Origin of the sequence: Streptomyces africanus (genome assembly GCF_030816955.1) — a bacterium.
Lineage (GTDB): Bacteria > Actinomycetota > Actinomycetes > Streptomycetales > Streptomycetaceae > Streptomyces > Streptomyces africanus.
This window is the reverse complement of the sequence record NZ_JAUSYP010000001.1, coordinates 8,408,433-8,434,038: the sequence shown is the minus strand read 5'-3', so window position 1 is coordinate 8,434,038 and position 25,606 is coordinate 8,408,433. Positions and strand designations below refer to the sequence as shown.

The window sequence follows — 25,606 nt, the reverse complement described above, 5'->3', positions numbered from 1 at the left end:
AGGTCTGATGGGTTGCTCAGCTCCGGTTTCCGAGCATCCAAGCCCCCGCGAAGGGCGACAACGCGTGATCTGTCCAGCCGGAACGCGTTGTTCGGACGTTGTGTCAACCGCCGGACCCCTCGGGTCCCGCCGGCCCCTCCCGTGGACAGCTCTTGCGCAGGTCAGTGCCGCTTGTCAGAGTGACCGGGCGAGCAGGGAGACACCGTGAACGAGAACCACCCGACGGCCCCGGCCGGTCGCGCGCCGACCGTCGCCGACGTCCTGGCCCTGCCCGTCCTGGCCGCCGGACAGCCCCAGGTCGTCACCGGGCTGGCCCAGCTGGACCGGCCGGTGCGCTGGGTGCACATCACCGAGCTGACGGACCCGGCCTCCTTCCTCAAGGGCGGCGAGCTGGTCCTGACCACGGGCATGCCGATGCCCGAGGACGCCGCGGGGGTCCGCCGGTACGTCGACGAACTCACGGAGGTGGGAGCGGCCGCCCTGGTCATCGAGCTGGTACGGCGCTACCACCGTCCGCCCGAGGCCCTCGTCCAGGCCTGCCGGGCCCGGGGGCTGCCCCTGGTGACCCTGGCTCGGGACGTCAACTTCCTGGAGGTCACCCAGGTCGTCCACGCCCTCATCCTCGGCAACCAGGCGGAGGCGATGCGCCGGACGCAGCGTGTCCACGAGGCGTTCACGGCTCTGACGTTGCGCGGTGCGGGCCCGCAGGACGTGGTGCGCGCGGCGGCGGAGATGAGCGGCCGGACGGTCGTCCTGGAGAACCTGGTGCACCAGGCGCTGATCTGCGAGCCGTCGGGGAGCACGGTGGGGGAGGCGCTCACCGGCTGGGAGCAGCGCTCCCGGGCCACCGCGCCCGGCGACCACACGGAGGTGGGCGGCCCGGAGGGCTGGCTCACCGCGCCGGTGTCCTACCAGGGCGAACGCTGGGGCCGCCTGGCCATGCTCCCGTCCGCCGGCGAGGGGCCGGGCTTCGGGCCGGAGCACGTCACCGTCCTGGAGAGAACGGCGATGGCCCTGACCGTCGCCCGGCTCATCCACGCCACGCCCTGGGAGCACACGGCCCACCGCGACGCCCTGCGGGAGCTGGCGGAGCAGCGCCACCACTCTCCCGAGGACGCCCGCGCCCGTTGCGCCGCGCTCGGCCTGCCCACGCGGGACAGCCGTTTCCTGGCGATCCTCGTCGACCTGGGCACCGGTGCCGGGGGGAGCGAGCCCGAGAGCCGGCTGCACGGGGAGCTCCGATCGGCGGGGGTCGCGGCGCTGGTCGGGGAGCTCTCCCCCGGCCGCCTCGGCGTGCTGCTGGCCCTGCGCCCCTCCCAGCCCTGGCGCCCCGTGGCCGAACGCCTGAGCCGCACCGCGCTGGGTCTGGCGCCGGAGGCGATCGTGAGCGTCGGCTCGGAGGTGGCGGAACTCGCCGACACCGCACGCTCCTTCCGGGAGGCGGCTCGGGTCACCGAGGCCACCCCGCCCGGCCAGCCCCTCCCGGCGGACCGCTCCTTCCACGAGCTGCCGGACATCGACCTGCGCCGCCTGCTGTACGCCCTGCGCGAGGACACCCGTGTCCAGGACTACACCGAACGGCGGCTCGGCCGGCTCATCGACCACGACACCCGGCACGGCACGGATCTGCTGACGACGCTGGGCCACTACCTCGACGCCGCCGGCAACAAGACCACCGCGGCCCGCCGCGGCGGCCTGTCCCGGGAGACCATGTACCAGCGTCTGCGCACCATCGAACGCCTCCTCGGCACCGACCTGGAATCCGGTGAGCGGCGCACCGAACTCCACGTGGCGCTCACGGCGTTGCGTGTCCTGCGCGCCGAGTGAGCGTCACTCGGGCCGGGGCCCCGCCTGCCGGACCAGCCGCCATTCCTGTGAGCCGTCCGCGGCCTCGTGCTGGAGGGTGAGCGGCGCCCCTCGGGACGCGCCGGTGAGGTACAGGTCCGGGTTCTTCGCCGCCTGGAACCTGTAGGAGCCGTCGTCGGTCCTGATGACGTTCCAGCTGCCGGTGGCGTTGTCGTCGACCCACTGGCCGATGCGCTGCCCGGCGGAAGCGGTCCCGGTCCAGATCGCCGCCGCCCGGCCGCCCGACTTGTTCAGCAGGCTCGTACCGCCCTGCGGCCGGGTCACCACATGCCAGTACTGGGTGTCCTGGTCCGCGGTCGCGCCGGTGTCCTCCAGGCGGACGTCGGGGACGTCACCGTTGCCGATGTTCGCGTCGTTGGTCTTGCCGCCGGTGCCGATGACCTGGCCGGTCCGGCGGTTGACGAGCCGGTAGTAGGCGCCGTCCGAGTGGCCGAGGTCGACCTCGGCGTGGGCGATCACCGACGTGTCCTGGTTGTTGAGGATCACGATGCGGCCGGTGCCCGCGACGTACTGGAGGTTGCGGCTGTAGCCGGCCCGCGAGGTCGTCTGGTACTCCTTCCACACTCCGTCGCCACGGCCGCTGTCGTTGACCCAGACGTTGCCGCTGCCGGCCGCGTTGTAGACCAGGCGCCCGTCGGGGAGCCGGACGACGACCGGGCTGCCGCCGGTGGCGAGGGTGCGGGAACCGGCGTCGACCGGCAGGGAGGTGACGGGGTTGTCCGCCGAGGCGCGGTAGAACGTCAACGGGTCGTCGGCGAGCGCGTACCTGGTGTTGGCTCCGCCGGCCCAGTACTCGAAGGTGAGCAGCCACTTGCCGTCCGAGGTCCGCACGACGTTCGTCATGCCGGGGCGCCCGCCGCCGATCTCCGTCTTGCCGCCGCCCATGTCCTGGGTCAGCCCCGCGACGTCGACGACGGGTTCGCTCCACCGGGCGGCGCGTCCGTCCCAGGTCTTGTGCACGAGGATCTGGCCGTGCGAGTCCGGTGCGGTGTCGTTCGCGGGGTCCGGTGTGGGCACGCCGGTGACCGGGTCAAAGCCGAGGTAGTCGTTCTCGTCGGAGTAGTAGCAGACGAGCCGGCCCTTGTGGACCATCAGGTACGGCTCCCAGAGGGGGTCCACCTGCCGGTGTGTGTTCGCCCTCGCGATGTTCTTGCCTGTCGCGCCCGCGCTGCCGCCCTGCCGGCCGCCGGTCGCGATGACGTTGACGACCTTCCAGGACCTGCCCTCGTCCGTGCTGGAGTAGAGGGCGATCGCCAGGTTCTCGCGGTCCCCGTCGTTGGACGGCGTCCAGTCGGGATCGGCCGCCTTGTGCTCCTTGTAGTACGGGTCGTCGCCCGACACGACGCTCGCGAGCAGGAGTGTGCCCTTCTTCAGCTTCCCGACGGTCTGGGGGAGCACGTAGAGGTACGGATTGGTCCAGTTGCTCGTGTACTTCGCGTACCGGGGGTCCCGGGAGAGGTACGCCGGAGCCTTGACCTCTGACAGCGGCTGCCAGGAGGTGCCGTGGTCGTCGCTCTTGTAGACCGGCAGCGTCTCCCCGTCGGCGCTGCCCGTCCGCGGCACGACCGTGGCCTTCTCGAAGGACGCGACGAGACGTCCGCCCGGTAGTTGCGCCGACTTGGGGTAGACGGCGCAGTTGCCGCCGGCCCTTCAGGCACGGCTCGTCCCCGAGCCGGTACACGATGCCGCCCGTCGGGTTGTAGGCCTGCGCGGTGGCCATGGGTATCGCCAGCAACGCGGCCGCCGCGATGAAGCTGCCCAGCACCTTGGCCGGTCTTCCTCCGTACATGGCCCCTCCACCCTCGGCGTCGCCGTATGACTGCGCAGTCAGAGGGGAGTCTGTGGGCGGTGTCGCGCCGCAGTCAAGACTCCGGCGCGATCTGGCGAGTGAGGGTTGCGCTGGGGTGACTTGACGTCGGCTCAGGTGTCGAAGTCCACCGTCAGGGCGTCGGAGACCGGGAACGACTGGCAGGTGAGGACGTAGCCCGCGTCGACCTCGGCCGGTTCGAGGGCGAAGTTGCGGCGCATGTCGGCCTTGCCGTCGGTGACCAGGGCGCGGCAGGTGCCGCAGACCCCGCCCTTGCAGGCGAACGGCAGGTCGGGGCGGGTCTGCTGGGCGCCTTCGAGGATGGTCCGCTCGCGGGGCAGAGCGGAGGTGGTGGAGCGGCCGTCGAGGGTGACGGTGACCTGGCTGACCGGGCCGGACGGGCCGGGCTCGGTGTGCTGGACCTCGCGTACTGGTTCGTCGTCGGCGTAGAACAGCTCCTGGTGGACGCGGTCGCCGGGGACGCCGAGACCGGCCAGGACGTCCTGGGCGGCGCGGACCATGCCGTGCGGACCGCACAGCCACCAGTGGTCGGCGGACTCCGCGTCGATCAGCGCGTCGACGAGCGCCGAGAGGCGGTCGGCGTCGAGACGGCCGGAGAGCACCTCGGCCTCGCGGGGCTCGCGAGAGAGGACGTGGGCGAGCTGGAAGCGCGTCGGGTAGAGGTCCTTCAGGTCGGCCAGTTCGTCGGCGAACATCACCGTGCCGGTGCGGCGGTTGCCGTAGAGGAGGGTGACCGTCGAGCGGGAGTCGGCGGCCAGGACGGACTCGGCGATGGAGACCATGGGCGTGATGCCGGAGCCGGCCGCGATCAGGACGTGGTGGCCGGGGGTGGTGAGGTCGGGGGTGAAGGCGCCGGTGGGGGCCATCACCTCGACGGTGTCGCCGGGGCGCACCTCGTGCACCAGCCAGGAGGAGAACAGCCCGCCGGGCACGACCCGGACGCCGATGCGCGGTGTCGTGCCGGCGGGTGAGCAGATCGAGTAGGAGCGGCGTTCGTCGCGGCCGTCGATCTCACGCCGCAGGGTGAGCGACTGGCCGGGCGCGAAGGCGAACTCCTCGGCCAGCTCGCCCGGGATGTCGAAGCTGACGGCCGCCGCGTCCTCGCACAGCGGCTGCACGGCGGCGACGCGCAGGGGGTGGAAGACCGGACGTCGGCGGGCTCGCGCGCGGGCCGCCGGGGCGGGGGCCGGCTGCATCAGGTCCTCCATCAGATCTCCTTGACGTACTCGAACGGCTCGCGGCAGGCGAGGCAGCGCCACAGCGCCTTGCAGGACGTGGCGCCGAAGCGGGAGGTCTCCTCGGTGTCGGGGTGGCCGCACCGGGGGCAGGGCACCGAGCGGCGGGCCGGCGACAGCACGAGCGGGACCGGGCCGGCGGCACGCGCGGGCGCGGCGCCGGGCGGGGCGATGCCGTGCTCGGCGAGCTTGCGACGGCCGTCCGGGGTGATCCAGTCGCTGGTCCACGGCGGGTCGAGGACGGTGCGGATCTCCACGCGCGGGTAGCCGGCGGCCTGGAGCCGGGCGGCCACGCCGGCACGCATCTCCGCCATGGCCGGGCAGCCCGAGTAGGTCGGGGTCAGGCTCGCGACGACCGTACCGTCCGGCTCCAGGGACACCTCGCGCAGCACCCCCAGGTCGGCCAGCGTGAGCATGGGCAGCTCGGGGTCGGGCACCTGCTCGGCGATGCGCCGGGCCCGTCGCGCGTCCAGGGCCGTCGTCACCATGTCGCCTCCGGGTGGGCGCGGGCCACGCCCTGCAACTCGGCCAGCAGCGGGGCGAGATGCTCGGTGTGCTCCCCGGCGCGGCCCGAGCCGGGCAGCGGCCGGTAGACGGGCATGGGCAGCCCGGCCGCCTCGGTGACCTGGCGCAGGACCGCGACGACCTCGTCCCGTACGTCGTGCGCCGTGAACAACTCCCCCAGGTAGGGCGCCACCTGCTCCAGCGCCGTGCGCGTCCGGCGGCGGGACTCCTCGGTGCCGTCGCCCAGCCGCACCGCCCACTCGGCCGCGTACTGCCGGTGGTAGGCCAGTTCCTTCACTCCCTTGGCGGCGATCGCCGCGAGCACCGGGTCGCGGTGGGCGGTGAGCCGCTCGAAGTGCGCGAGGCGCCAGCCGGCGAGCACCAGCAGCCGCACGACCGAGAACGCGAAGTCGCCATTGGGGAGTTCGGCCAGGCGTACGTTGCGGAACTCGCCGGCGTCGCGGAAGTAGGCGTAGGCGTCCTCGTCGCGCCCGGTCCCGTCGACCTGGCCGGCGCGGGAGTACAGCAGGCGGGCCTGGCCGAGCAGGTCGAGCCCGATGTTGGCCAGCGCCACCTCCTCCTCCAGCTCGGGCGCCCGGGTGGTCCACTCGGCCAGCCGCTGGGCCGAGACCAGCGCGTCGTCGGCGAGGGTGACGCACAGGGCGGCCAGTTCCCCGGCGTCCACACCGTCGGGGACGGCGGTGTCCACGCCGTGCAGGGGGTCCTCGAAGCCGGTGCCATAGGCCCAGCGGGTGTCGTCCTCGTGCCCCTCGGCGAGGGTCATGTAGACGTGGTCGTCGCTCATGCCCTCTCCTCAGATGTGCGGGACGTCGTCGGGGATGTCGTAGAAGGTCGGATGCCGGTAGACCTTGTCGGCGCTGGGCTCGAAGAACGGGTCCTTCTCGTCGCGGGTCGAGGCGGCTATGTGCTCGGAGCGCACGACCCAGATGCTCACGCCCTCGTTGCGCCGCGTGTACAGGTCACGTGCGTGGGTGAGCGCCATGCGGTCGTCGGCGGCGTGCAGCGAGCCCACGTGGACGTGGTTCAGCCCGCGCTTGCCGCGCACGAACACCTCGTACAGCGGCCAGTTCTGCTTCTCGGCGGTCATGCCACCGCTCCCTTCTCCGCGCGGGCGGCCTGCTTGGCGGCGTGGGCGGTGGCCGCCTCACGCACCCAGGCGCCCTCCTCATGAGCGGTGCGACGCCGCTCCATCCGCTGGGCGTTGCACGGGCCGTCGCCCTTGATGACCCGCATCAGCTCGTCCCAGTCGGGGGTGCCAAAGTCGTGATGTCCGCGCTCCTCGTTCCAGCGCAGCTCCGGATCGGGCAGCGTCACGCCGAGCTTCTCGGCCTGCGGGACCGTCATGTCGACAAAACGCTGACGCAGCTCGTCGTTGCTGTGCCGCTTGATCTTCCAGGCCATCGACTGCGCCGAGTTGGGCGAGGCGTCGTCGGGCGGGCCGAACATCATCAGCGACGGCCACCACCAGCGGTCCACCGCGTCCTGCACCATCGCACGCTGTGCCTCGGTCCCCCGCATCATCGTCATCAGCAGCTCGTAGCCCTGCCGCTGATGGAACGACTCCTCCTTGCAGATCCGCACCATCGCCCGCGCGTAGGGGCCGTAGGAGCTGCGGCACAGCGGCACCTGGTTGCAGATCGCCGCGCCGTCCACGAACCAGCCGATCACCCCGACGTCCGCGAAGGACAGCGTGGGGTAGTTGAAGATCGACGAGTACTTCTGGCGGCCCTCGATCAGCCGCTCGGTCAGATCCGCGCGGTCGGCGCCCAGCGTCTCCGCCGCCGAGTACAGATACAGCCCGTGTCCGGCCTCGTCCTGGACCTTCGCGAACAGAATGGCCTTACGGCGCAACGACGGCGCGCGTGTGATCCACTCGCCCTCCGGCTGCATGCCGATGATCTCCGAGTGCGCGTGCTGCGCGATCTGCCGGACGAGTGTCTTCCGGTAGCCCTCCGGCATCCAGTCACGCGGCTCGATCCGCTGATCCCGCGCGATCGTCGCGTCGAAGTGCTCCTGGAGAACCGGCTCGGCGCCGTCCGCCCCCGGGGGGCTGGAGTGTGTCGTGTCCATCCGTCCCACTTCCCAACCGACCATTCGTTCGGTCCATCATAGAACGACCCGCGCGCCTTGGTAAGACCCCGACTCTTGACAGGCCCCGAGGCGGCTGGATTACTTGGCAACGCCGAAGCTAACCGAATGGTCGGTCGGGTCACAAGAGGATGCGATCGAACTACAGGGTGGTGCGAGAAGTGACTCATACCGCTGTCCTCCGGATGACCGTGGCGGCCGGGGCCGACATCGCGTTCGTGGCTCCGGCGTACGAGGGCGATGTCCTCGTGGCGCGCGCCGAGGAACGGACCCGGTACGGCCGCAGCGGCCTCTACGACGTGACCGTGCCGCGGAGTGAGGACGTGAGCGCGGAGTTCCGGGGCCGCAGCCGCAGCATCGGGAGCACGAGCGCGAGTACGACGTCAAAGGAGTCGCGATGACGGGCGAGCTCCTCCCCCACGATCTGCTGGACGACGCCGAGCGCCTCACCCGCGAGCAGCTGCGCGAGCTCCAGCTCGACCGTCTGCGCCGGAGCCTGCGACACGCCTACGACCACGTGGAGGCGTACCGGAAGAAGTTCGACGGCGCCGGGGTCACTCCCGAGGACTGCCGCTCGCTGGAGGACCTGTCCCGGTTCCCCTTCACGACCAAGGCCGATCTGCGCGACACCTACCCGTTCGGCATGTTCGCCGTCCCCATGGAGCAGGTCCGCCGCGTCCACGCCTCCAGCGGCACCACCGGCCGCCCCACGGTCGTCGGCTACACGGAGAACGACCTGTCGATGTGGGCAGACCTGGTCGCCCGCTCGATCCGGGCCGCCGGCGGCCGCCCGGGGCACAAGGTGCACGTCTCCTACGGGTACGGGCTGTTCACCGGAGGTCTCGGCGCGCATAACGGCGCGGAGCGCGCCGGCTGTCTGGTGATCCCGGCCTCGGGAGGCATGACCGCACGCCAGGTGCAGATCATCCAGGACTTCCAGCCCGAGATCATCATGGTCACCCCGTCCTACATGCTGACGCTCCTCGACGAGTTCGAGCGTCAGGGCGTCGACCCCCGCTCGACCTCGCTGAGGGTCGGGATCTTCGGTGCCGAGCCGTGGACGGAGGAGATGCGCCGCGAGATCGAGGAGCGCCTGGACATCCACGCCGTCGACATATACGGCCTGTCCGAGGTCATCGGCCCGGGCGTCGCCCAGGAGTGCGTGGAGACCAAGGACGGCCTGCACGTGTGGGAGGACCACTTCTACCCCGAGGTCGTCGACCCGCTCACGGGCGAGGTGCTGCCCGACGGTGAGGAGGGCGAACTGGTCTTCACGTCCCTGACCAAGGAGGCCCTGCCGGTCGTCCGCTACCGCACCCGCGACCTGACCCGGCTGCTGCCCGGCACGGCCCGGCCCGCCTTCCGCCGCATCGAGAAGATCACGGGCCGCTGCGACGACATGATCATCCTGCGTGGGGTGAACGTCTTCCCCAGCCAGATCGAGGAGATCGTGCTGCGCACACCCGGCGTCGCCCCGCACTTCCAGATCGAGCTGACCCGGCGCGGCCGGATGGACCACATGACCGTCCGCGTCGAAACCCGCCCGGGCACGCCCGCCGGCCTGCGCGACGCCGCCGCCCGCGCGATCGCGCAGGACGTCAAGGACGGCGTCGGCGTCACCGTCGACGTGGCGGTCGTCGAACCGGAGACGCTGGAGCGGTCGGTCGGCAAGCTCCGCCGGGTGAAGGATCTGCGGTGAAGTCCTACCGCTCGGCTGCCGGGCAGCCGGTTTCAGTGGACTGGTTGTGCAGATAGCGGGACTGTTCCAGCGGTGTGAGCGTGGTGTCGATGGCCTCGCAGATGGTGCGGATCGCACGGGCCGGGTCGGGCAGTTCGACGTTCCACAGCTCGACGGAGCTGCCCGCGCTGATGGCCAGGGTCCGGCCGTCCGGGCTGAACGCCACGGCTGCGTGCGAGCGGGTCGGCAGGGTGCTTCTGATCTGACTGGTGGCGAGGTCCCACAAGTGGACTCCTCGTTCGTTGCTCGCGGCCAGGGTGCCTCCATCGGAGCTGAAGGCCAGCGATCGCACCTCTCCGCTGACGCTGAAGCTGTCTTGGAGCTGACCGGTGCGTGCGTTCCAGGTCTTCACGGCTCCCTTGGCGCTGCTTGCGGTGGCCAGGGTGTGGCCGTCCGGGCTGAACGCGAGGGACAGCACCATTCGGGCGCCCGGCTTGACAGTGCGCTGGGTCCGGCCGGTCGCGGCGTCGAGCAGTCTGACCTGTTCGTCACCGGCCCTGACGTGCACGACGGCCAGTGTGCGGCCGTCCGGGGAGAACACCGGCGTCCTGACGGGTTCGCCGTGGCCCGGGTAGGCGGTGTGTAGTGCGCCGGTCGAAAGGTGCCAGATGCGAACCGATCCGTCATGGCCGATAAGGGCGAGCCGTGTCCCGTCGGGACTGAAGAGCACCGTGTCGATGTGGCCCAGGGCACGGCTTTGGCGAAGGCGGCCCGTGGCGACATCCCGGACCTCGAACACGCCGTTGTCAGTGGCCCTGGCAGCCAGGGCCCGCCCGGTCGGACTGAACCCCACAGCGCCTGGGTGGTGAAGCGTGACGGGCAGCCGCTCCCGCCGGGGTGCCGGGCCGGTGTGGAGCGCCAGTGTGCCTTTGCGATCTCCGGTTCTGACATCCCACAGCTGTACCGACCCCCGACCGGACGGCCCTTGGCGAACTGTGGCCACCGCGCGTCCGTCCGGACTGAAAGCCATGTCGGCGATGAACGTGTCGACATGGCCTGACAGAGTCGTCCGCGCGTGATCGGCAGACAGGTGGTGGACGCGGATGGCGGCATCCCGGCTGCTGCTGGTCACCAGGGTGCGGCCGTCCGCGCTGAGGGCCATGTCCGTCAGTCCCCGGCCACGGTGACCGGCGGTCACGGTGGCCCGCGCTGCACCGGTGGCGGTGTCCCACAGTCGTACCGTGTCATCACGGCCCCGGATGGCGAGGGTCCGCCCGTCCGAGGCGAAGGCCACCTCGTTCACCCCGACGGGACCATCACTGATGGTGCGTTGAACAATGCCGGTGGCCACCTCCCGCAGTTGCACCGAACTGTCGGTGCGGACCACCGCGTACGTCCGGCCGTCAGGGCTGACAGCCACGGCATGGCCCTCGCTGTGGCTGTCGCGGGCGGTCCGGGTGCGACCGGTGGCCACATCCCACACCCGTACAGCTCCGTTGAGGCCTAGGGCGGCGACGCTACGTCCGTCGGAGCCGAAGGAGACTGCCTGCGGGTCGGGGTGGCTGGTGAAGCTGTGCCGCGTGCGGCCGGTGGCCACATCCCACACCCGTACAGCCGCCGGGGAGGCGGCTGCCACGGTACGCCCGTCAGGGCTGAAGGCCATTCCTCGTACCGCACCGTCGGGGACGGTGAAGGTTCTGAGCTTCGTGCCGGTGACCGGCTCCCACAGGTCTATCTCCGTGCCGGAATCATCGGCCGCGGCGACAGCGAGAGTGCGCCCGTCGGGACTGAACACCACGACCTGGCTGGTGTCATGGGCGGTGAAGCTGTGTCGGAGCCGGCCCCCGGGCAGATCCCAGACCCGCACCTTGCCGTCTTTGCTCTGGGTGGCGACGGTACGTCCGTCCGGACTGACGGCAACGGAATAGACAGGTTCGTTGACGCTGACCAGACGCTTGCGCAGCGGTAGCGCCGCGGCGGCATACAGGGCGGCGGCGGCTTCCCGCGTAGGGCTGGTGCGGTAGGCATGGACGGCGAGAAGCGAGGCGAGATCGGGTTCGGAGTCCCGCAGTGCGCTGGACTCGGCGGCCAACTGCCGGGACTGGGCCACATGCTGGGCAGTGACCGCGCTCTGCCACTGCCCCACGGCGAGACCCGCGGCGACAAGCGCGAGGCACAACGCGGCGGTGACCGTGGTGAGCACCAGCCGGGACCGGCGACGGCCCTTCTGCTCGTGGGCGCGGCTGGCGTCGAGGAAGGCGTGCTCCAGGTCGGTCAAGTCCTCGCGCGGCGCGTCGCCGAAGTGTTCCCGGGCGGCGGCGAGCCGACTTCCCCGGCTCAACGCGTCATCCTCGCGGCCCAGTTCCTGCCAGGCGTGAGCCGCTTCGGTCAGGTTCCGGTGCACACGCAAGCGTTCGCGGTCTTCCTCGATCCACCCGCGCAGCCGGGGCCAGGCCGTGATCAGGGCCTCGTGGGCCATCTCGACCGTGTCGCCGTCCAGGGTGAGCAGCCGCGCCCCGGCGAGCGCGTCGACCACCCGGGCGGTGTCGTCCCGGCCGGTGCCGGGCAGTTCCGCGCGCTCGACGGGACGGCGTGTGTCGGGCGTGCCGTCGCCGGGGGCGACCAGGCGCAGCAACACCCGGCGGGCGGCAGCCGCCTGGTCTTCGGTGAACCGGCCGTAGACCTCCTCGGCGGTCCTGGCGATCGCGCCGTCCAGGCATCCGGCCGCCTCGTACCCCGCCAGGGTCAGTGTCTTGCCGCGGCGGCGGCGCCAGGTCTCCAGCAACGCGTGGGACAGCAGCGGCAGCCCGCCCGGCGCGTCGGCGACCTCCTCGACCAGCCGGGCGGTGAGGGTCCGTTCCACGGTCAGTCCGGCGGCCTTGGCCGGCTTGACGACGGCGGCGCGCAGTTCCGCCGAACTCATCGCTCCGGCCAGGAGGTTGGCATCGCGCAGTGCGTCAGCCAGGTCGCGGTGCTCGGCGCAGCGGCCGTAGAAGTCACCGCGCACCGCCAGCAGCACCCGCACGCGGCTCCCGGGCTGCCGGGCTGTCAGCAACAGGTCGATGAAGCGGGCGCGTTCGGCCGGGTCGTGGCAGAGCGTGAAGACCTCCTCGAACTGGTCGACGATCACGAGCGTGTCCGCTCCGGCGCTGCCGCCGCGGGGCGTTGCGGGTGTGAGGAGGGGTGCGTGGCTGCGGACGGGTCGTTCGCCCGGTGTCAGGATCCGGATCGCGGCCGGGCGCAGGTCCGGCTCCTGGGCGTGCCGGAGCACGGGTATCAGGCCGGCCCGTAACAGGGAGGACTTGCCGCTGCCGGAGGGGCCGAAGAGCGCGGCGAACCGCCGCCGGCGCAGCAGATCGACCAGGTCGGCGGTGAGCTGCTCCCGGCCGAAGAACAGACCGCTGTCCCCGGCCTCGAACCGTGCCAGCCCCCGGTACGGCGGGAGGGATCCGCCGTCGTCCCGGGAGTCGTCACCGGCGGACTCCTCCACCGCCTCCTTCCACCGGGCCTCCCATTCGGCCGGGTCTCCGCCGCACGCCTCCGCATAGGCGAGGGCCACCGGCAGCGTCGGCAACCGCTCGCCTCCCGCCGCCTGCGCAAGCGTGGTCACCGAGTAGCCCGCCCGTTGGGCCAGCGACCGGTAGGTGATCCCGTCCGCCTCCGCCCTCAGCTTGCGTAACTCGAACGCGAACCGCTGCACCGGTCCCGCCGCCGGATCCACCGGCACCTCATGACGCCCCGCCACGCCTTCACCCCCTCCAGCCCCGCATCATTGTCAGGCCGCCAGAACGGTACTGCCGAACAATGCTTCAGCCGCTGAAGTCGGTGGCATGGAACCCCCACCCCTCGTCCCGGCCTCCCCACCGCATGCGCTCTCCCGGACATCGCGATTCCCCAACGCCCTCGCGACGGCCGGTCCGTCGCGGTCGGGCTGGCTGGACGCCTTGCGCGGCATCGCCGCACTCGTCGTGGTGTTCGACCACTCGTCGTACACCTTCATGCCGGAGTTCCGGCGGGAGCTGATGCCGGAGTTCAACACCAGCCGCTACGGCATCATGGTGTTCTTCCTGGTGAGCGGCTACATCATCCCGGCCTCGCTGGAGCGACGGGGCTGCGTCCGGACGTTCTGGGTCGGACGGTTCTTCCGCGTGTATCCGCTGTGGGCGGTTGTCGTCACCGTGCTTCTCGCCCTCAACCTCTCCGGCATCGCGGAGCTGCGTGACTTCGGTGGGCAGGGCGCCGTCACCGTGGCTGTCGCCCACGCCACGATGCTCCAGGAGTTACTGGGGACACCCAATCTCCTGCTCGTCCTGTGGACGCTCTCGTACGAGATGTCCTTCTACCTGCTGGTCGTCGCTCTGTTCACGGTCCGCCTGCACCAGCGGTCCGCGGCGGTCTCGGTCGTCCTGGCCGGGCTCGCCGCCGTGAGCGTGACGACAGGGGTGGTGCTGCCGGTCTCCGCCCTGTCCGGCCTGGTCGGCAACGGCCCGCTGATCGCGATCGCCGCGATCGCCATGGTGGTCGCCATCGGCTGCGCCAGTACCGGGGCACCCGTGCTCCGCGGCTTCGGGGGTGTGCTGGGCGGGGTACTGGCGCTCGTCCTGGTCCCGCTCAACGGCACAGTCCCGCTGTGGGAGGGCCTGGTGATCCTCGCCGTGATGTTCCTCGGCACCGCCGTCCACCGTGCCGAGAACGGTCAGGGCACCTGGCGCGATGCGGCCGTCACCGCCGTCTTGGTGGTTGCCTGTGCCGTGGGGAGTGCGTACGGGTACGGCGACGTCGAGCACTTCACTCGGCGCGGCTGGATCGTCGCGTTCCTGCTGGCTGTGCTCACGTTCGGCGCCGGACTGTGGTCGCGGCGCCTGCGCATACCCAGGGTGCCGGCCGGACTGGGAACGATCAGCTACTCGGTCTATCTGGTGCATCCGGTGCTGCTGACGGTGATCGACAACACGATCGGCCGACGGCGGCAGGACAGTCTTGCACTCGAAGTGGCCTTCATCGCCACGCTGCTGCCCCTGTGCCTGCTGACCTACCGTTGCGTCGAAGCGCCGAGCCAGACCTGGGGCCGCAGAGTGGCACGCCGCGTGCGGCCGAGTGACGACGAGCGTCAGCGGCATTCCGCTTCGGAAGCCGGAGCGTGAACCGTGGGAGCCATGCTGCCGGGATCGATCGCCACGGCAGCTCCTGCTTCGGATGCCACCGGCTTACGGATCAGGAGCAGGGCCGCGTCGTCGTGCAGTCGGCCGCCGACGTGGGCCAGCAGTTCGTCGTGGAGTGCGCCGAGGGTGCGGGACGGGTCGTGGGAGACGTGGCGCTCCAGTCCTTCGGCGAGCGGGTAGAAGGCACGGCCGTGGTCGCGGGCCTCGGTGACACCGTCGGTGTAGAGCAGCAACTGGTCGCCGTCGGCGAACGGGAGCGTCTGGAGGCCGGGCGCGTGGCCGGCGAGGGCGCGCAGTCCGAGGGGCGGGGACGGAAGATCGGGCTCGACCGGCGTGACACCCCCCGAGGCCCGCACCAGCAGTGGCGGCGTGTGCCCGCAGTTCACCACCTCCAGATGTCCTGCCTGCGGGTATCCGGCGACTATGGCGGTGACGAAGTCGTCGCGGCCGAGATTGCGCGCCAGGCTGCGCTCGATCCTTTCGACCACGGCGAGCAGGTCGGGCTCGTCGTGGGCGGCCTCGCGGAAGACACCCAGCACCAGGGCGGCCGTACCCACGGCGGGCAGTCCCTTGCCCCGCACGTCGCCGACGATCAGCCGCACGCCGTGCGGGGTGGGTATCAGGGCGTAGAGGTCGCCGCCGATCCGGGCCTCTGCGGCAGCCGCGCTGTAGCGGACGGCCACCTGAAAGGGTCCGACGGTCGCCGGCACGGGCTTGAGCAGCGCGTGCTGGGCGGTCTCCGCGACCGAGCGGACGGCAGCAAGCACCCGTTCACGGCGTCCGCGCAGGGCGCTGGCCAGGCCGCTCGCGAGGGTGACGGCCATCAGGGCCGACAGTACGGCGGCCAGTTCCCGGCCCGGCACCCCGTCCCGGATGCCGAGTGTCGCACCGAGCGTCACGGCGATGAACCCGATCCCGAGGACCCCGCGCGAGCCGTTGGTCGTGGCCGCGAGGGCCGGACCGGCCGCGAGCAGGGGCAGCCAGATCATCCCCGCCCCGTCGACGATGTCACCGAGCACGACGACGCAAACCAGCAGTACGGGCAGGAGGGGGGCACCTGCGGCCCCGTGCGCGGCGACGCGCCGGCGGGCCGAAGCCCAGGCGCCGGCCACTCGGTCCCTGAACGGCCGTACAGGCCGGTAGTCGCCACCAAGGTCTCGCGCATGGCTCATGTTCTTGTCCGCAATCCTCACCTGTGCGCGGGGCGCACCCCTGAAATGTCGGTTTCATCCAGAAAACGGGGTGAGGCCGGACACCCACAAGGGGAGGATTTTCAGATAGTGAGCGAGAGACTCCGGGTCACCCGGCCCGCGGTCGGGAGCAGCCGCTCCCGGACCTCCTGCAGCTGGGAGAGCCGGTTCACCGGGAGCGAGACGCCGAGAGAACCGATGGTGTCCCCGCTGTAGACCGGGACAGCGACACAGACCGTGCCGAGGGCGTACTCCTCCAGGTCCGTGACGGCCGGAGCCATGGGGGCGGTTTCCAGCCGCCGGAGCAGTTCCGGCAGGCTGGTGATCGTCCGTGGCGTGAGGTCGGCGAGCTGATGGCGCGAGAGATAGTCCTTGCGGGCCTCGACGTCCATCTCCCGCAGCACGGACTTGCCCAGTGCGGTCGCGTGCCCCGCGTCCTCGAAGCCCACCCAGAGATCCACCCGGGGCGTTCCGGGGCCGTCGACGATCTCGGCGACCCGGATCTCGCCGTCCTCGTAGAAGGTGAGGTAGGCGGCGGACGCGAGCTCGTCCCGCAGCGCGCCGAGCGTGGGCCGGACACGGCTGAGCAGCGCCTGCGCCCGGCCCGTGGTCCGCAGCGTCTGCAGCTTGTCGCCGAGGACGAACCCGCCGTCGTCCAGCTTCCGCACGTACCCGTCGTGGACCAGGGTCCGCAGCAGGTGATAGGCGGTGGCCAGGGGCAGGCCCGTCTCGCGTGCCAGCTGCTTCGCCGGCGCGCCGTTCTCATGCCCGCTCACGGCCTCCAGCAGGCGCATGGCCCGCTGGACGGAGGTGATCAGCGTGGGCACGGCTTGCTCAGCCATACGACCAGCGTGCGTCAGGCGTACGGCACGGGCAAGCGTCCTGGCGGAGCAGCGGCACACGCACCCGCCCTCCCTCGGGCTCGGGGCGGCCGCGGTGTTTGTGATGACTTCTTCACAGCCCGAAGGGTTGGCTTGAAACCGCCTGCTCGCTATCGTTCACGCACCTCACTCAATCGTTCAGCGAACGAATAGCGACAGGGAAGGTCGGTTCATGTCCGACATCCACCACCCGGGGCGCCGCTCGGTGCTCGCCGTGGGCGCCGCCGGTGCGGCCTCGCTCGGCGCGTCCTGGCTGCTGTCCGGCTGTTCGGGCGCCACCGCCGCTCCCGTACTGCCGGCCGCCGCCCGGCAGGGCACGCCCGACCGCGGCGGCACCCTGCGGATCGCCCGTCCGCCCGCCTCCGACGCTGAGACCCTCGATCCGGCCAGTGCCCTGTCGGCGTACGAATACCTGGGCGCGCTCTACAGCCGGCTGGTCCGCATCGGCGCGGACGGCCAGGTGGCGCCCGACCTCGCCGAGTCCTGGGAGCCGGACAGCACAGCACGCACCTGGACCTTCCGGCTCCGCAAGGGCGTCACCTTCCACGACGGCCGTGCCTTCACCTCCGCCGACGCCGCCTACACGCTGCGTCACATCCTCGACAAGGCGACGGCGTCCCCGCAGGCCGGCGTCCTCGCCCCGCTCGTCGACCCCGGGCGGCTGCGCACACCCGACGCACACACCCTCGTCGTGCCGCTGAAGACCCCGAACGCCGAGTTTCCGAGCCTGCTCACGCACTACAACTGTTACGTCGTCCCCGAGGGCAGCGGGAAGTCCATCGGCCGCACCGGCATCGGCACCGGCCCCTTCCGGCTGGAGTCCTTCGCACCGGCCGGCCCCGGCCGCGTCACCGCGTACAAGGACCACTGGGCGGGCCGCCCCGTGCTCGACGCGATCGCCTTCTACTCGGTCGCGGACATGTCCGCCCGCTCGGGCGCCCTGCTCGCCGGGCAGGTCGACCTGCTGTCCCAGACCAATCTGGACTTCGCCACCGCCCGCGTCGTGGCCGCCTCCGATCGCGCCACCATCGCCCGGGTGAAGAACGCCCAGTGGTACGTGCTGCCGATGCTCACCACCGACAAGCCCTTCACCGACGTTCGCGTCCGCCGGGCCATGAAGCTCGCCTACGACCCCGAGCACATCGTGAAGGCCGCGCTGCAGGGCGCGGGCAAGGCCGGCTGGGACAACCCGGTGCCTCCGGACGACCCGGCACACATCGCCGCGCACCCCGAGCACGATCCGGAGCAGGCCCGGTACCTGCTGAAGAAGGCGGGCCACGAGAACCTGGCCGTCGACCTCTACACCTCGGCGTACGACCCCCTCTTCACCCCCATGGCGCTCGCCTACCAGGAGTCGGCGAAGCGGGCGGGCGTCCGGATCCGCGTCAAGACGGCATCGGCGGACTCGTACTACACACAGATCTGGATGAAGCAGCCGCTGATGGCCACCTACTGGTACACCGGCCGGCCGGTCGACCAGCTCTTCAACCAGGTCTTCCGCGGCGGCTCCTCGTACAACGAGACCGCCTGGTCCGACAAGGGCTTCGACGCGCTGCTCGACCGGGCGCGTGCCGAGACCGACGACACCCGACGCCGTGACCTCTACGGCGAGGCGCAGACCTGGGTGATCGACAAGGGCGGCGCGATGACCCCGATGTTCGCCGACCGGCTGGTGGGCATCTCGCGCAAGGTGCGCGGTTACGCCGAGCACGGCTTCGAGTTCGACTACCTCGGCATCGGCCTGAAGGGGGCCTGACCATGCTCTCCTTCGTCGCCCGACGGACCGTGGCAGCGCTCGGCACGCTCCTGCTCTCCTCGCTGCTGGTCTTCCTCGCCGTGCAGGCCCTGCCCGGGGACGTCGCCACCCAGGTCCTCGGCAAGGACGCGACCCCGCGGGCGGTCGCCGAGCTGCGCGGCAGTCTCGGACTCGACCGGCCCGCCTTCGAACGCTACGGCGACTGGATGTGGGGCGCCCTGCACGGCGACTTCGGCACGTCCCTCGTCTCCGGGACGGCGGTCGGCGGTGACGTCGCGCAGTACCTGGGCAACTCCGCGCTCATCGCCCTCATCACCATCCTGTTCGCGGTGACCGGCTCGCTGCTGCTGGGCATCCTCGCCGGGCTCTACCGCGACCGCTGGCCCGACCACCTCATCTCGACCGTCAGCCTCGTCGGCATGAGCGTCCCCGAGTTCGTCGTGGCCACCGTCCTCGTGCTGTGCTTCTCGGTGGCACTGCCGTGGTTCCCCGCGGTCGTCCTCTACGGTCCCGACGCCACCGTCGGCCAGCTCCTGCCCGCCGTCTGGCTCCCGGCCCTCGCCCTCGCGGTGGTCATGGCCGCCTACATCGTCCGCATGGCCCGCACCTCCGTGATCGACGTGATGGCGAGCGAGTACGTCACCACCGCCCGCCTCAAGGGCCTGTCCACCTGGCGGGTCGTCACCCGGCACGCCCTGCCCAGCGCCCTGCTGCCCGTCCTGCACGTGATCGCGCTCAACGTGGCCTGGCTGCTGGGCGGCGTCGCCGTCGTCGAGAACGTCTTCAACTACCCGGGCATCGGCAAGCTGATGCTCTCCTCGGTGCAGAACCGGGACCTGCCCGTCATCCAGGCCATCGCCCTGATCAGCGCCGTCGTCTACGTCGTGTGCAACCTCGCCGCCGACCTCGGCGCCATGGCCCTCAATCCCAGGCTCCGCACCCGAGGGAGGACCCGATGACCACGGTCGACACCGTCCGGGCCGACGCCCCGGCCCCGCGCGCGGCCCGTGCGTGGCGCACTCTGCGCTCCTCGCGCGCGGCCGTCGTCGGGCTCGCGATCGTCGCCGTCCACGTCGTGATCGCGCTGCTGGCCCCGCTGCTCACCTCGTACGACCCGATCGCGGGCAACGCCTCGCAGGCCCTGCTCGGTCCGGGCGGGGCGCACTGGGCGGGCACCGACCAGTACGGCCGCGACGTCCTCGCGCGTGTCCTGTACGGCGGCCGGTACGCGCTCGGAGTGTCCGTCGCCGCCACCGTGGTGAGCGTCGTCCTCGGCACGGTCATCGGCTGCGCGACCGCCCTGCGCGGCGGCTGGTTCGACGACCTGACCGGGCGAGTGCTGGACGCCGTACTGGCCGTGCCGGCGGTCCTGGCGCTGCTCGTGGTCGTGACCGCGCTCGGCACCGGACCGGCGGTCATCGTCCTGGCCGTCGCCGTCGTGTTCGTGCCCCAGGTGGTACGGGTCGTGCGCGGGGCCGCCCTGGCGGTCGTGCCCGCCGACTACGTGACCGCCGCACGGGCCCGTGGCGAAGGCACCTGGTCGATCCTGCGCCGTGAGGTCCTGCCGAACATCGTCGACGTGGTGTGCGTCGAGTTCGCGATGCGCGCGTCCTGGGTCGTGCTGCTGATCTCCTCGCTGTCCTTCCTAGGCTTCGGCGCCGACCCGCCCACTCCCGACTGGGGCCTGATGGTCGCCGAGAACCGCACCGCCATCACCGTCGTGCCGATGGCGAGCGTCGCGCCGATCATCGCCCTGGCCACGCTCGTGATCGGACTCAATCTCGCGGCCGACGGCCTGTCCAAGGCCTGGGGCGTCGACCGGATCAGGGAGGGCTTCTGATGACCCCGCTCGTCTCCGTAAACTCCCTGTCCGTGGCCTACCGTTCCGGCGGTCGCCGGATACCCGTGGTGCACGAGGTGTCGCTCCAGGCCGCCGCCGGGCGGACACTCGCGCTGGTCGGCGAGTCCGGCAGCGGCAAGTCGACCCTCGCCGCGGCCCTGCTGGGGCATCTGCGGCACGGCTCCCACGTCACCGGCGGTTCGGTGTCGGTGGACGGCCGGGACGTCTTCGCCCTGTCCGCTCCCGAGCTGCGGCGGCTGCGCGGCCGGACCGTCGCCATGGTCGCCCAGAACGCGGGCCAGGCGCTGACACCCTCCATGCGCGTCGGCCGGCAGATCGCGGAGGCGGGCGGCGACATCCCCGTCACCGAACTGCTCGAACAGGTCCGGCTGCCGCGCCCCGCCGAGCTGGCCCGCCGCTATCCGCACGAGCTGTCCGGCGGCCAGCAGCAGCGCGTCGCCCTCGCCATGGCCCTCGCCGCCCGCCCCAAGGTGCTGGTCCTCGACGAGCCGACGACCGGCCTGGACGTCGTCACCCAGCGGGGCGTGCTCGACCTGATCGCCGCCCTGCGCGATGAACTCGGCCTGGCGGCCGTGCTGGTGAGTCACGATCTGGGCGTCGTCGCGCACCTGGCCGACGAGGTGTGTGTGCTGAAGTCGGGCCGTGTGGTGGAGTCGGCGCCCACGCGGCAACTGTTCGCGCTGCCCGAGCAGCCGTACACGAAGCGGCTGCTGGCGAGCGTGCCGCGGCTGGACGACGCCGGTCTCGCTCTCGTGCGGGAGACGGGCGAGCGCGAGATCCGCCCGAGGGCCGTCGTGCCCGAGGACGCGCCGGTCGCCGTCTCGGCCCGTGACGTCACCGTCGACTACGGCAGCTCCCGTGCCGTGCACGGTGTCTCCTTCGCGGTCCGGCGCGGTGAGGTGCTCGCCCTCGTCGGCGAGTCGGGCAGCGGCAAGTCCACGCTGGCCTGGGCCCTGGCGGGGCTGCGCACACCGTCCGGCGGCACCATGAGCCACGAGTCGGGCGATCTGGCCCGGCCCGCGCAGCGGCGGCCGATGTCCCTGCGGCGACGGGTGCAGCTCGTCTTCCAGAACGCGGACACCTCGCTCAATCCCCGGCGCTCGGTCGGCGACGCCATCCGGCGCCCGCTGCGGTTCTTCGGCACGGCCTCCGGCCGGGCGGAGTCGGCCGAACGCGCCCGGCGGCTCATCGCCGACGTACGCCTGGACCCGGCGCTCGCCGACCGGCTGCCCGCCCAGCTCTCCGGCGGCCAGCGTCAGCGCATCGGCATCGCCCGGGCGCTGGCGGGCGAGCCGGACGTCCTCATCGCCGACGAGATCACCACCGCGCTGGACGTCTCCGTCCAGGCCGACGTACTGCACCTGGTCGACGACCTGCGCCGGGACCGAGACCTGGCCTGCCTGTTCATCAGCCATGACCTGGCCGTCGTCCGCGGCATCGCGGACCGCGTCGTCGTCCTGCGCGGCGGTGTCGTGGTCGAGGAGGGCCCGACGGAAGCCGTGTTCTCGGCTCCTCAGCACCCCTACACGTGCCAGCTGATGGCGGCCGCCCTCGAACCCGACCCCGACGCCCAGCCGCCGGTCGAGGCGGCCCCCGACTGGGCCGACGCCGCCCAGGAGGGCGAGGTGTGGACCGACCACGGCGGCGGCCACCGCGCACGCCGCTGGCGGCCCGCCGGCACCCCCGACGACAACCCGACCGCTCCCGTCGCAGAAGGAGTTTCGTGAAGTACCGCGACCGGTTCGAACGCCAGGTCGTCCGCGAGGACGTGTGGATCCCCACCCGGGACGGCACGACCCGCCTGCACGCCCGGGTATGGCGCCCGGCCGACGCCGAGTCGGACCCCGTTCCCGCGCTGCTCGAGTACCTGCCGTACCGCAAGAGCGACTGGACCGCCCCGCGCGACGCACAGCGCCACCCCTGGTACGCCGGTCACGGCTACGCCTCCGTCCGGGTGGACATCCGCGGCCACGGCGACAGCGAGGGCACACCCGGCGACGAGTACGACGCCCAGGAGCTCGCGGACGGCGTGGACGTCGTCAACTGGCTTGCCGCACAACCCTGGTGCACCGGCAAGGTCGGCATGTTCGGCATCTCCTGGGGCGGTTTCAACTCCCTCCAGATCGCCGCCCTCGCCCCCGAACCGCTCAAGGCGATCGTGACGGTCTGCTCGACCGACGACCGCTACGACAACGACGTCCACTACACGGGCGGCGCTGTCCTCGGCATCGACATGCTCGCGTGGGCCGGCACCATGCTCGCCTTCACCGCACGCCCGCCGGACCCCGCGAACGTCGGCGCGGAACGCTGGCTTCCCATGTGGCGCGAGCGCCTCGACACGCTCGAGCCCTTCCTGCACACCTGGCTGGAGCACCAGCAGCGGGACGATTACTGGCGGCACGGCAGCGTCTGCGAGGACTACACGGCGATCGACGCGGCCGTGCTCGCGGTCGGCGGCTGGAACGACCCGTACCGGGACACGGTGCTGCGGCTCGTGGAACACCTCCCCGGCGACCGGGTGCGGGGCATCATCGGCCCCTGGTCGCACCAGTACCCCGACCGCGGACTACCGCCCGGCCCGGCCATCGGGTTCCTCCAGGAGACACTGCGCTGGTGGGACCAGCACCTCAAGGGCATCGACGCCGGGGTCATGGCGGAGCCGTTGCTGCGCGCCTGGCTGGGCGACCCCGTACCGCCCGCCCCGTCGCACGAGGAGATGCCCGGACGCTGGGTGAGCGACGCCGAGTGGCCCAGCCCCTACGTCACGTGGGACACCCGTCCGCTCGGTGAGAGCCACGACCCGGTCCTCGTACGTTCCCCACAGCACACCGGCCTCGACGCCGGCCGCTTCTTCCCGTTCGGCAACGCCGCCGACCTGCCGCCCGACCAGCGCGAGGAGGACGGCCGTTCGGTCTGCTTCGACTCGGTGCCCCTCACCGAACGGGTCGAGATCCTCGGCCGCCCCCGCGTCCGGCTCCGCCTCGACAGCGACACCCCACGAGCCCATGTCATCGCCCGCGTGTGCGACGTCGCTCCCGACGGCTCGTCGACGCTCGTCACCCGGGGCGTGCTCAACCTGCTCAGCCGACGGGGTCGTGAGCACGCGGTCGAGTGGACTCCGGGGACGTACGAGGACGTCGAGTTCGAGCTGAACGGCATCGGCTACGCCTTCCCGCCCGGTCACCGCATCCGCGTCGCCGTCTCCGACGCGTACTGGCCCTGGGTGTGGCCGCACGGCGAACGCGGGGCGCTGCACGTCGTTCCGGCGGGCAGCGCGGTCCTGCTGCCCGTGCGCGAGGCCGCCGACGAGGCCTCCGTCCGCTTCGAGGAACCGGAGCAGGCGGTACCGATGCCGGTCACCTACGACACTCCCCCGGACCCCCGCCCCGAGCGGCTGGTCACGCAAGACGTGGCCAAGGGCGAGTGGACCCTGGAGGTCGATCCCGGGTACGGGGGGTCCCGGACGTACCCGGACGGGCTGCGCTACGAGGAGAGCGCCCGCGAGACGTACACCATCCGCACGGACGACCCGCTGTCGGCGCGAGCCGTCTCCGAGTGGCACATCCGGCTGCGGCGCGGGGACGACTGGGACGCTGAGATCATGACGCGGACGGAGCTGCGCGCCACGGCCGCGGAGTTCATCATGGACAGCCGTATCGAAGCGCGGGGGAACGGAGAGACAGTGACCGAGCGCTCATGGCACCGCACCGCCCCGAGGACGTCGGGATGACGGCCGCCGAGCAGCCGCGGCATGGCGCGAGGGGCCCGCGCCGTGCCGTCGCCGCCCGCGACCGGACCCGGCAGCCCACCGAGGTGCGCCGGCGCCTCATCATCGACGCGGCCGTCCCTCTGATCGCGGAGCGCGGTTACAAGTCGGTCGGCGTGCGCGATGTGGCGGCCGCGGCCGGAGTGTCCGTCGGCACGGTTACCTACCACTTCGACAGCGTTCAGGAGGTCCTCTCCGAGGCCATGGTGCTGCACATCGAGCAGTACTACGCGGCGCTCAGCGAGGCCGCCGAGCAAGCGACCAGCGCGGCCGAGGCGCTCAGGCTGCTGGTCGACGCGCTGTTCACCGAGGACACCGACCGGCACTGGCGGATGTGGTTCGACTTCTGGCACGCGGGCGAGCAGAGCACGGACGAGGCGTTCGCCCGGGGGCAGGCCGACCGATACGGGGCCTGGCACCGGCAGATCCACGACTTGGCCGAACGGGGCGTCGCCGACGGCGAGTTCAGCTGCGACGACCTCGACGGCTTCACGGCCCGCTTCGCCGCCCTCGCCGACGGTCTCGCCCTGCAACGGCTGCGCCAGGCACCTCCTCTGACCACGCAGGAGGCACGGCACCACCTCAACCGGTTCATCGAACGGGAACTCGTTCCGCGCTCACCCGCGTGACGGTGCTCGCAGCCGTGACGGTGCTCGCAGCCGTGGCGGTGCGGTCGAGGCGCGGACGACGAGTTCGACCGGTGGGTCGTTCACAGGCGGCAGGTCCGCGTCCGGGCGCTCGATCGCCCGCACCAGGAGCCGGAGCCCCTCTCGCGCCACGGCGTCGAACGGCTGGCGCACCGTGGTCAGCGGCGGGGTCACGTACGCGGCGACGGGGATGTCGTCGAAGCCGACCACGCTGACGTCGTCCGGCACGCGCCGCCCGGCCTCCGTCAGGGCGCGGATCACGCCGATGGCCATGTCGTCGTTGGCGGCGAACACGGCGGTGACGTCGCCGTCGGCGGCGAGCGCGCGGCCCGCCTCGTGGCCCGACGCGGCCGACCAGTCGCCGACGAGCACGGCCGGCTGCTCCGCGCCGCGCGCGGTGAGGGCGCTGCGCCAGCCCTCCAGGCGGTCCCGGGCGGCGAACCACCGTTCGGGGCCCGCGACGTGGTGGACCGTCCTGTGGCCGAGGTCCAGCAGGTGTTCCGTGGCCGTGCGGGCGAGGGGTTCGGCGCCGACGCCCGTGGCGACGGTCCGGGTGCCGCCGAACGCGGCCGGCGCTCCGAGGACGAGGACCGGCACGTCGACACTCAGGGACACCGCTCCCTCGTCGATGGGCTCGGAGACGACGATGCCGTCCACGCCCTGCTCCAGCAGCGACTCCACGGCGCCGACGACACCTCCCGGGTCGCCTTCCAGGGTGTTGACCACCCGCAGCGCGTATCCCGCGTCCCGCGCGGCCCGCTCGACGCCGATCAGGAGCGACGCGGGCCCGTAGAGGGCGGTCCCGAGCGTGACCACGCCGATGGAGCGGGTCCGCCCGGAGGCCAGCGCCCGGGCCGCGCTGTTCAGCCGGTAGCCGAGTTCCCCGGCCGCCTCCAGCACCCGCCGCCGCACCTCGTCGGAGACGTACCGCTCCCCGTTGAGGACTCTCGACACCGTCTTCTGCGAGACGCCGGCCAGCCGGGCCACGTCCACGCTGCGCGGCGCGGGGCCGCCGGCCCGTCCTCCCTCTCGCGTCATGCGTCTCTCCCTGGGTCCTGGTGTCCTGCCGGACTGCGCAGTCATGCGTACGCAGTGAAACGGGCCGCGTCAAGCGCGAGCAACG

18 protein-coding genes and 2 pseudogenes are annotated in these 25,606 nt (G+C 71.9%); 10 read left to right on the top strand and 10 right to left on the bottom strand.

Annotated features, from left to right (window positions below; genetic code table 11):
* Nucleotides 1-204 precede the first annotated feature (204 nt).
* On the top strand, nt 205-1,827 hold the full coding sequence (locus tag QF034_RS38345; protein WP_307179261.1) for a PucR family transcriptional regulator: 1,623 nt from the start codon (nt 205-207) through the stop codon (nt 1,825-1,827).
* 3 nt (nt 1,828-1,830) lie between these two features.
* Here the strand turns inward: QF034_RS38345 and QF034_RS38340 are convergent.
* The 6 genes and pseudogenes from QF034_RS38340 to paaA form a co-directional block, all read right to left on the bottom strand.
* Nucleotides 1,831-3,586, bottom strand: a pseudogene (locus QF034_RS38340) (RICIN domain-containing protein).
* 200 nt (nt 3,587-3,786) lie between these two features.
* Nucleotides 3,787-4,902: a 1,2-phenylacetyl-CoA epoxidase subunit PaaE gene (gene paaE / locus QF034_RS38335; protein ID WP_307179260.1), complete on the bottom strand. Its 1,116-nt coding sequence runs from the start codon at nt 4,900-4,902 to the stop codon at nt 3,787-3,789.
* Nucleotides 4,902-5,417 (bottom strand): 1,2-phenylacetyl-CoA epoxidase subunit PaaD, encoded by a 516-nt coding sequence (gene paaD / locus QF034_RS38330; protein ID WP_307179259.1) that lies wholly within the window; start codon nt 5,415-5,417, stop codon nt 4,902-4,904. The genes paaE and paaD overlap by 1 nt, the downstream gene beginning before the upstream one ends.
* Nucleotides 5,411-6,238, bottom strand: a complete 828-nt coding sequence (paaC, locus tag QF034_RS38325; protein WP_307179258.1) for a 1,2-phenylacetyl-CoA epoxidase subunit PaaC — start codon at nt 6,236-6,238, stop codon at nt 5,411-5,413. Before paaC ends, paaD begins: the two co-directional genes overlap by 7 nt.
* A 9-nt stretch (nt 6,239-6,247) precedes the next feature.
* Nucleotides 6,248-6,541 (bottom strand): 1,2-phenylacetyl-CoA epoxidase subunit PaaB, encoded by a 294-nt coding sequence (paaB, locus tag QF034_RS38320; RefSeq protein ID WP_307179257.1) that lies wholly within the window; start codon nt 6,539-6,541, stop codon nt 6,248-6,250.
* Complete coding sequence (gene paaA / locus QF034_RS38315; protein ID WP_307179256.1) at nt 6,538-7,524, bottom strand: 1,2-phenylacetyl-CoA epoxidase subunit PaaA; 987 nt, start codon at nt 7,522-7,524, stop codon at nt 6,538-6,540. The genes paaB and paaA overlap by 4 nt, the downstream gene beginning before the upstream one ends.
* A 203-nt stretch (nt 7,525-7,727) precedes the next feature.
* On the opposite strand from paaA, the pseudogene QF034_RS38310 reads away from it, so the two are divergent.
* Nucleotides 7,728-7,943: pseudogene (locus QF034_RS38310) on the top strand (hotdog fold domain-containing protein); the annotation flags it as partial.
* Nucleotides 7,940-9,241 (top strand): phenylacetate--CoA ligase PaaK, encoded by a 1,302-nt coding sequence (paaK, locus tag QF034_RS38305; RefSeq protein WP_307179255.1) that lies wholly within the window; start codon nt 7,940-7,942, stop codon nt 9,239-9,241. The pseudogene QF034_RS38310 and the gene paaK, both read left to right, overlap by 4 nt.
* A gap of 4 nt (nt 9,242-9,245) precedes the next feature.
* Here the strand turns inward: paaK and QF034_RS38300 are convergent, their stop codons facing one another.
* On the bottom strand, nt 9,246-12,965 hold the full coding sequence (locus QF034_RS38300; protein WP_307179254.1) for an nSTAND1 domain-containing NTPase: 3,720 nt from the start codon (nt 12,963-12,965) through the stop codon (nt 9,246-9,248).
* 85 nt (nt 12,966-13,050) lie between these two features.
* On the opposite strand from QF034_RS38300, the gene QF034_RS38295 reads away from it, so the two are divergent.
* Complete coding sequence (locus QF034_RS38295; RefSeq protein WP_307179252.1) at nt 13,051-14,364, top strand: acyltransferase family protein; 1,314 nt, start codon at nt 13,051-13,053, stop codon at nt 14,362-14,364.
* On the opposite strand, the gene QF034_RS38290 is transcribed toward QF034_RS38295, so the two are convergent.
* Both QF034_RS38290 and QF034_RS38285 read right to left on the bottom strand, forming a co-directional pair.
* A complete protein-coding gene (locus tag QF034_RS38290) occupies nt 14,331-15,554 on the bottom strand; it encodes a PP2C family protein-serine/threonine phosphatase (protein ID WP_307179251.1) in 1,224 nt (407 codons plus the stop codon). The genes QF034_RS38295 and QF034_RS38290 overlap by 34 nt on opposite strands.
* Before the next feature lie 101 nt (nt 15,555-15,655).
* Nucleotides 15,656-16,414: an IclR family transcriptional regulator gene (locus QF034_RS38285; protein WP_307179250.1), complete on the bottom strand. Its 759-nt coding sequence runs from the start codon at nt 16,412-16,414 to the stop codon at nt 15,656-15,658.
* A gap of 211 nt (nt 16,415-16,625) precedes the next feature.
* Here QF034_RS38285 and QF034_RS38280 point away from each other — a divergent pair, with 211 nt between their 5' ends.
* The 6 genes from QF034_RS38280 to QF034_RS38255 are packed head-to-tail and all read left to right on the top strand — an operon-like array spanning nt 16,626 to nt 24,465.
* Nucleotides 16,626-18,209, top strand: coding sequence for an ABC transporter substrate-binding protein (locus QF034_RS38280; RefSeq protein ID WP_307179249.1), 1,584 nt, complete (start codon nt 16,626-16,628; stop codon nt 18,207-18,209).
* Between the two features lie 2 nt (nt 18,210-18,211).
* Nucleotides 18,212-19,168 (top strand): ABC transporter permease, encoded by a 957-nt coding sequence (locus QF034_RS38275; RefSeq protein ID WP_307179248.1) that lies wholly within the window; start codon nt 18,212-18,214, stop codon nt 19,166-19,168.
* On the top strand, nt 19,165-20,049 hold the full coding sequence (locus tag QF034_RS38270; protein WP_307179247.1) for an ABC transporter permease: 885 nt from the start codon (nt 19,165-19,167) through the stop codon (nt 20,047-20,049). Before QF034_RS38275 ends, QF034_RS38270 begins: the two co-directional genes overlap by 4 nt.
* Entirely contained in the window at nt 20,049-21,797 is a 1,749-nt protein-coding gene (locus QF034_RS38265) for a dipeptide ABC transporter ATP-binding protein (RefSeq protein ID WP_307179246.1), read from the top strand. Before QF034_RS38270 ends, QF034_RS38265 begins: the two co-directional genes overlap by 1 nt.
* The gene (locus tag QF034_RS38260) at nt 21,794-23,800 is read left to right on the top strand and encodes a CocE/NonD family hydrolase (RefSeq protein WP_307179245.1); all 2,007 of its coding nucleotides are present in this window, start codon (nt 21,794-21,796) and stop codon (nt 23,798-23,800) included. The genes QF034_RS38265 and QF034_RS38260 overlap by 4 nt, the downstream gene beginning before the upstream one ends.
* Complete coding sequence (locus QF034_RS38255) at nt 23,767-24,465, top strand: TetR/AcrR family transcriptional regulator (RefSeq protein ID WP_307179244.1); 699 nt, start codon at nt 23,767-23,769, stop codon at nt 24,463-24,465. The genes QF034_RS38260 and QF034_RS38255 overlap by 34 nt, the downstream gene beginning before the upstream one ends.
* On the opposite strand, the gene QF034_RS38250 is transcribed toward QF034_RS38255, so the two are convergent.
* Nucleotides 24,454-25,521 carry a LacI family DNA-binding transcriptional regulator gene (locus QF034_RS38250; RefSeq protein WP_307179243.1) on the bottom strand — a complete coding sequence of 356 codons (1,068 nt, stop codon included), beginning with the start codon at nt 25,519-25,521 and terminating at the stop codon, nt 24,454-24,456. The genes QF034_RS38255 and QF034_RS38250 overlap by 12 nt on opposite strands.
* Nucleotides 25,522-25,606 lie beyond the last annotated feature (85 nt).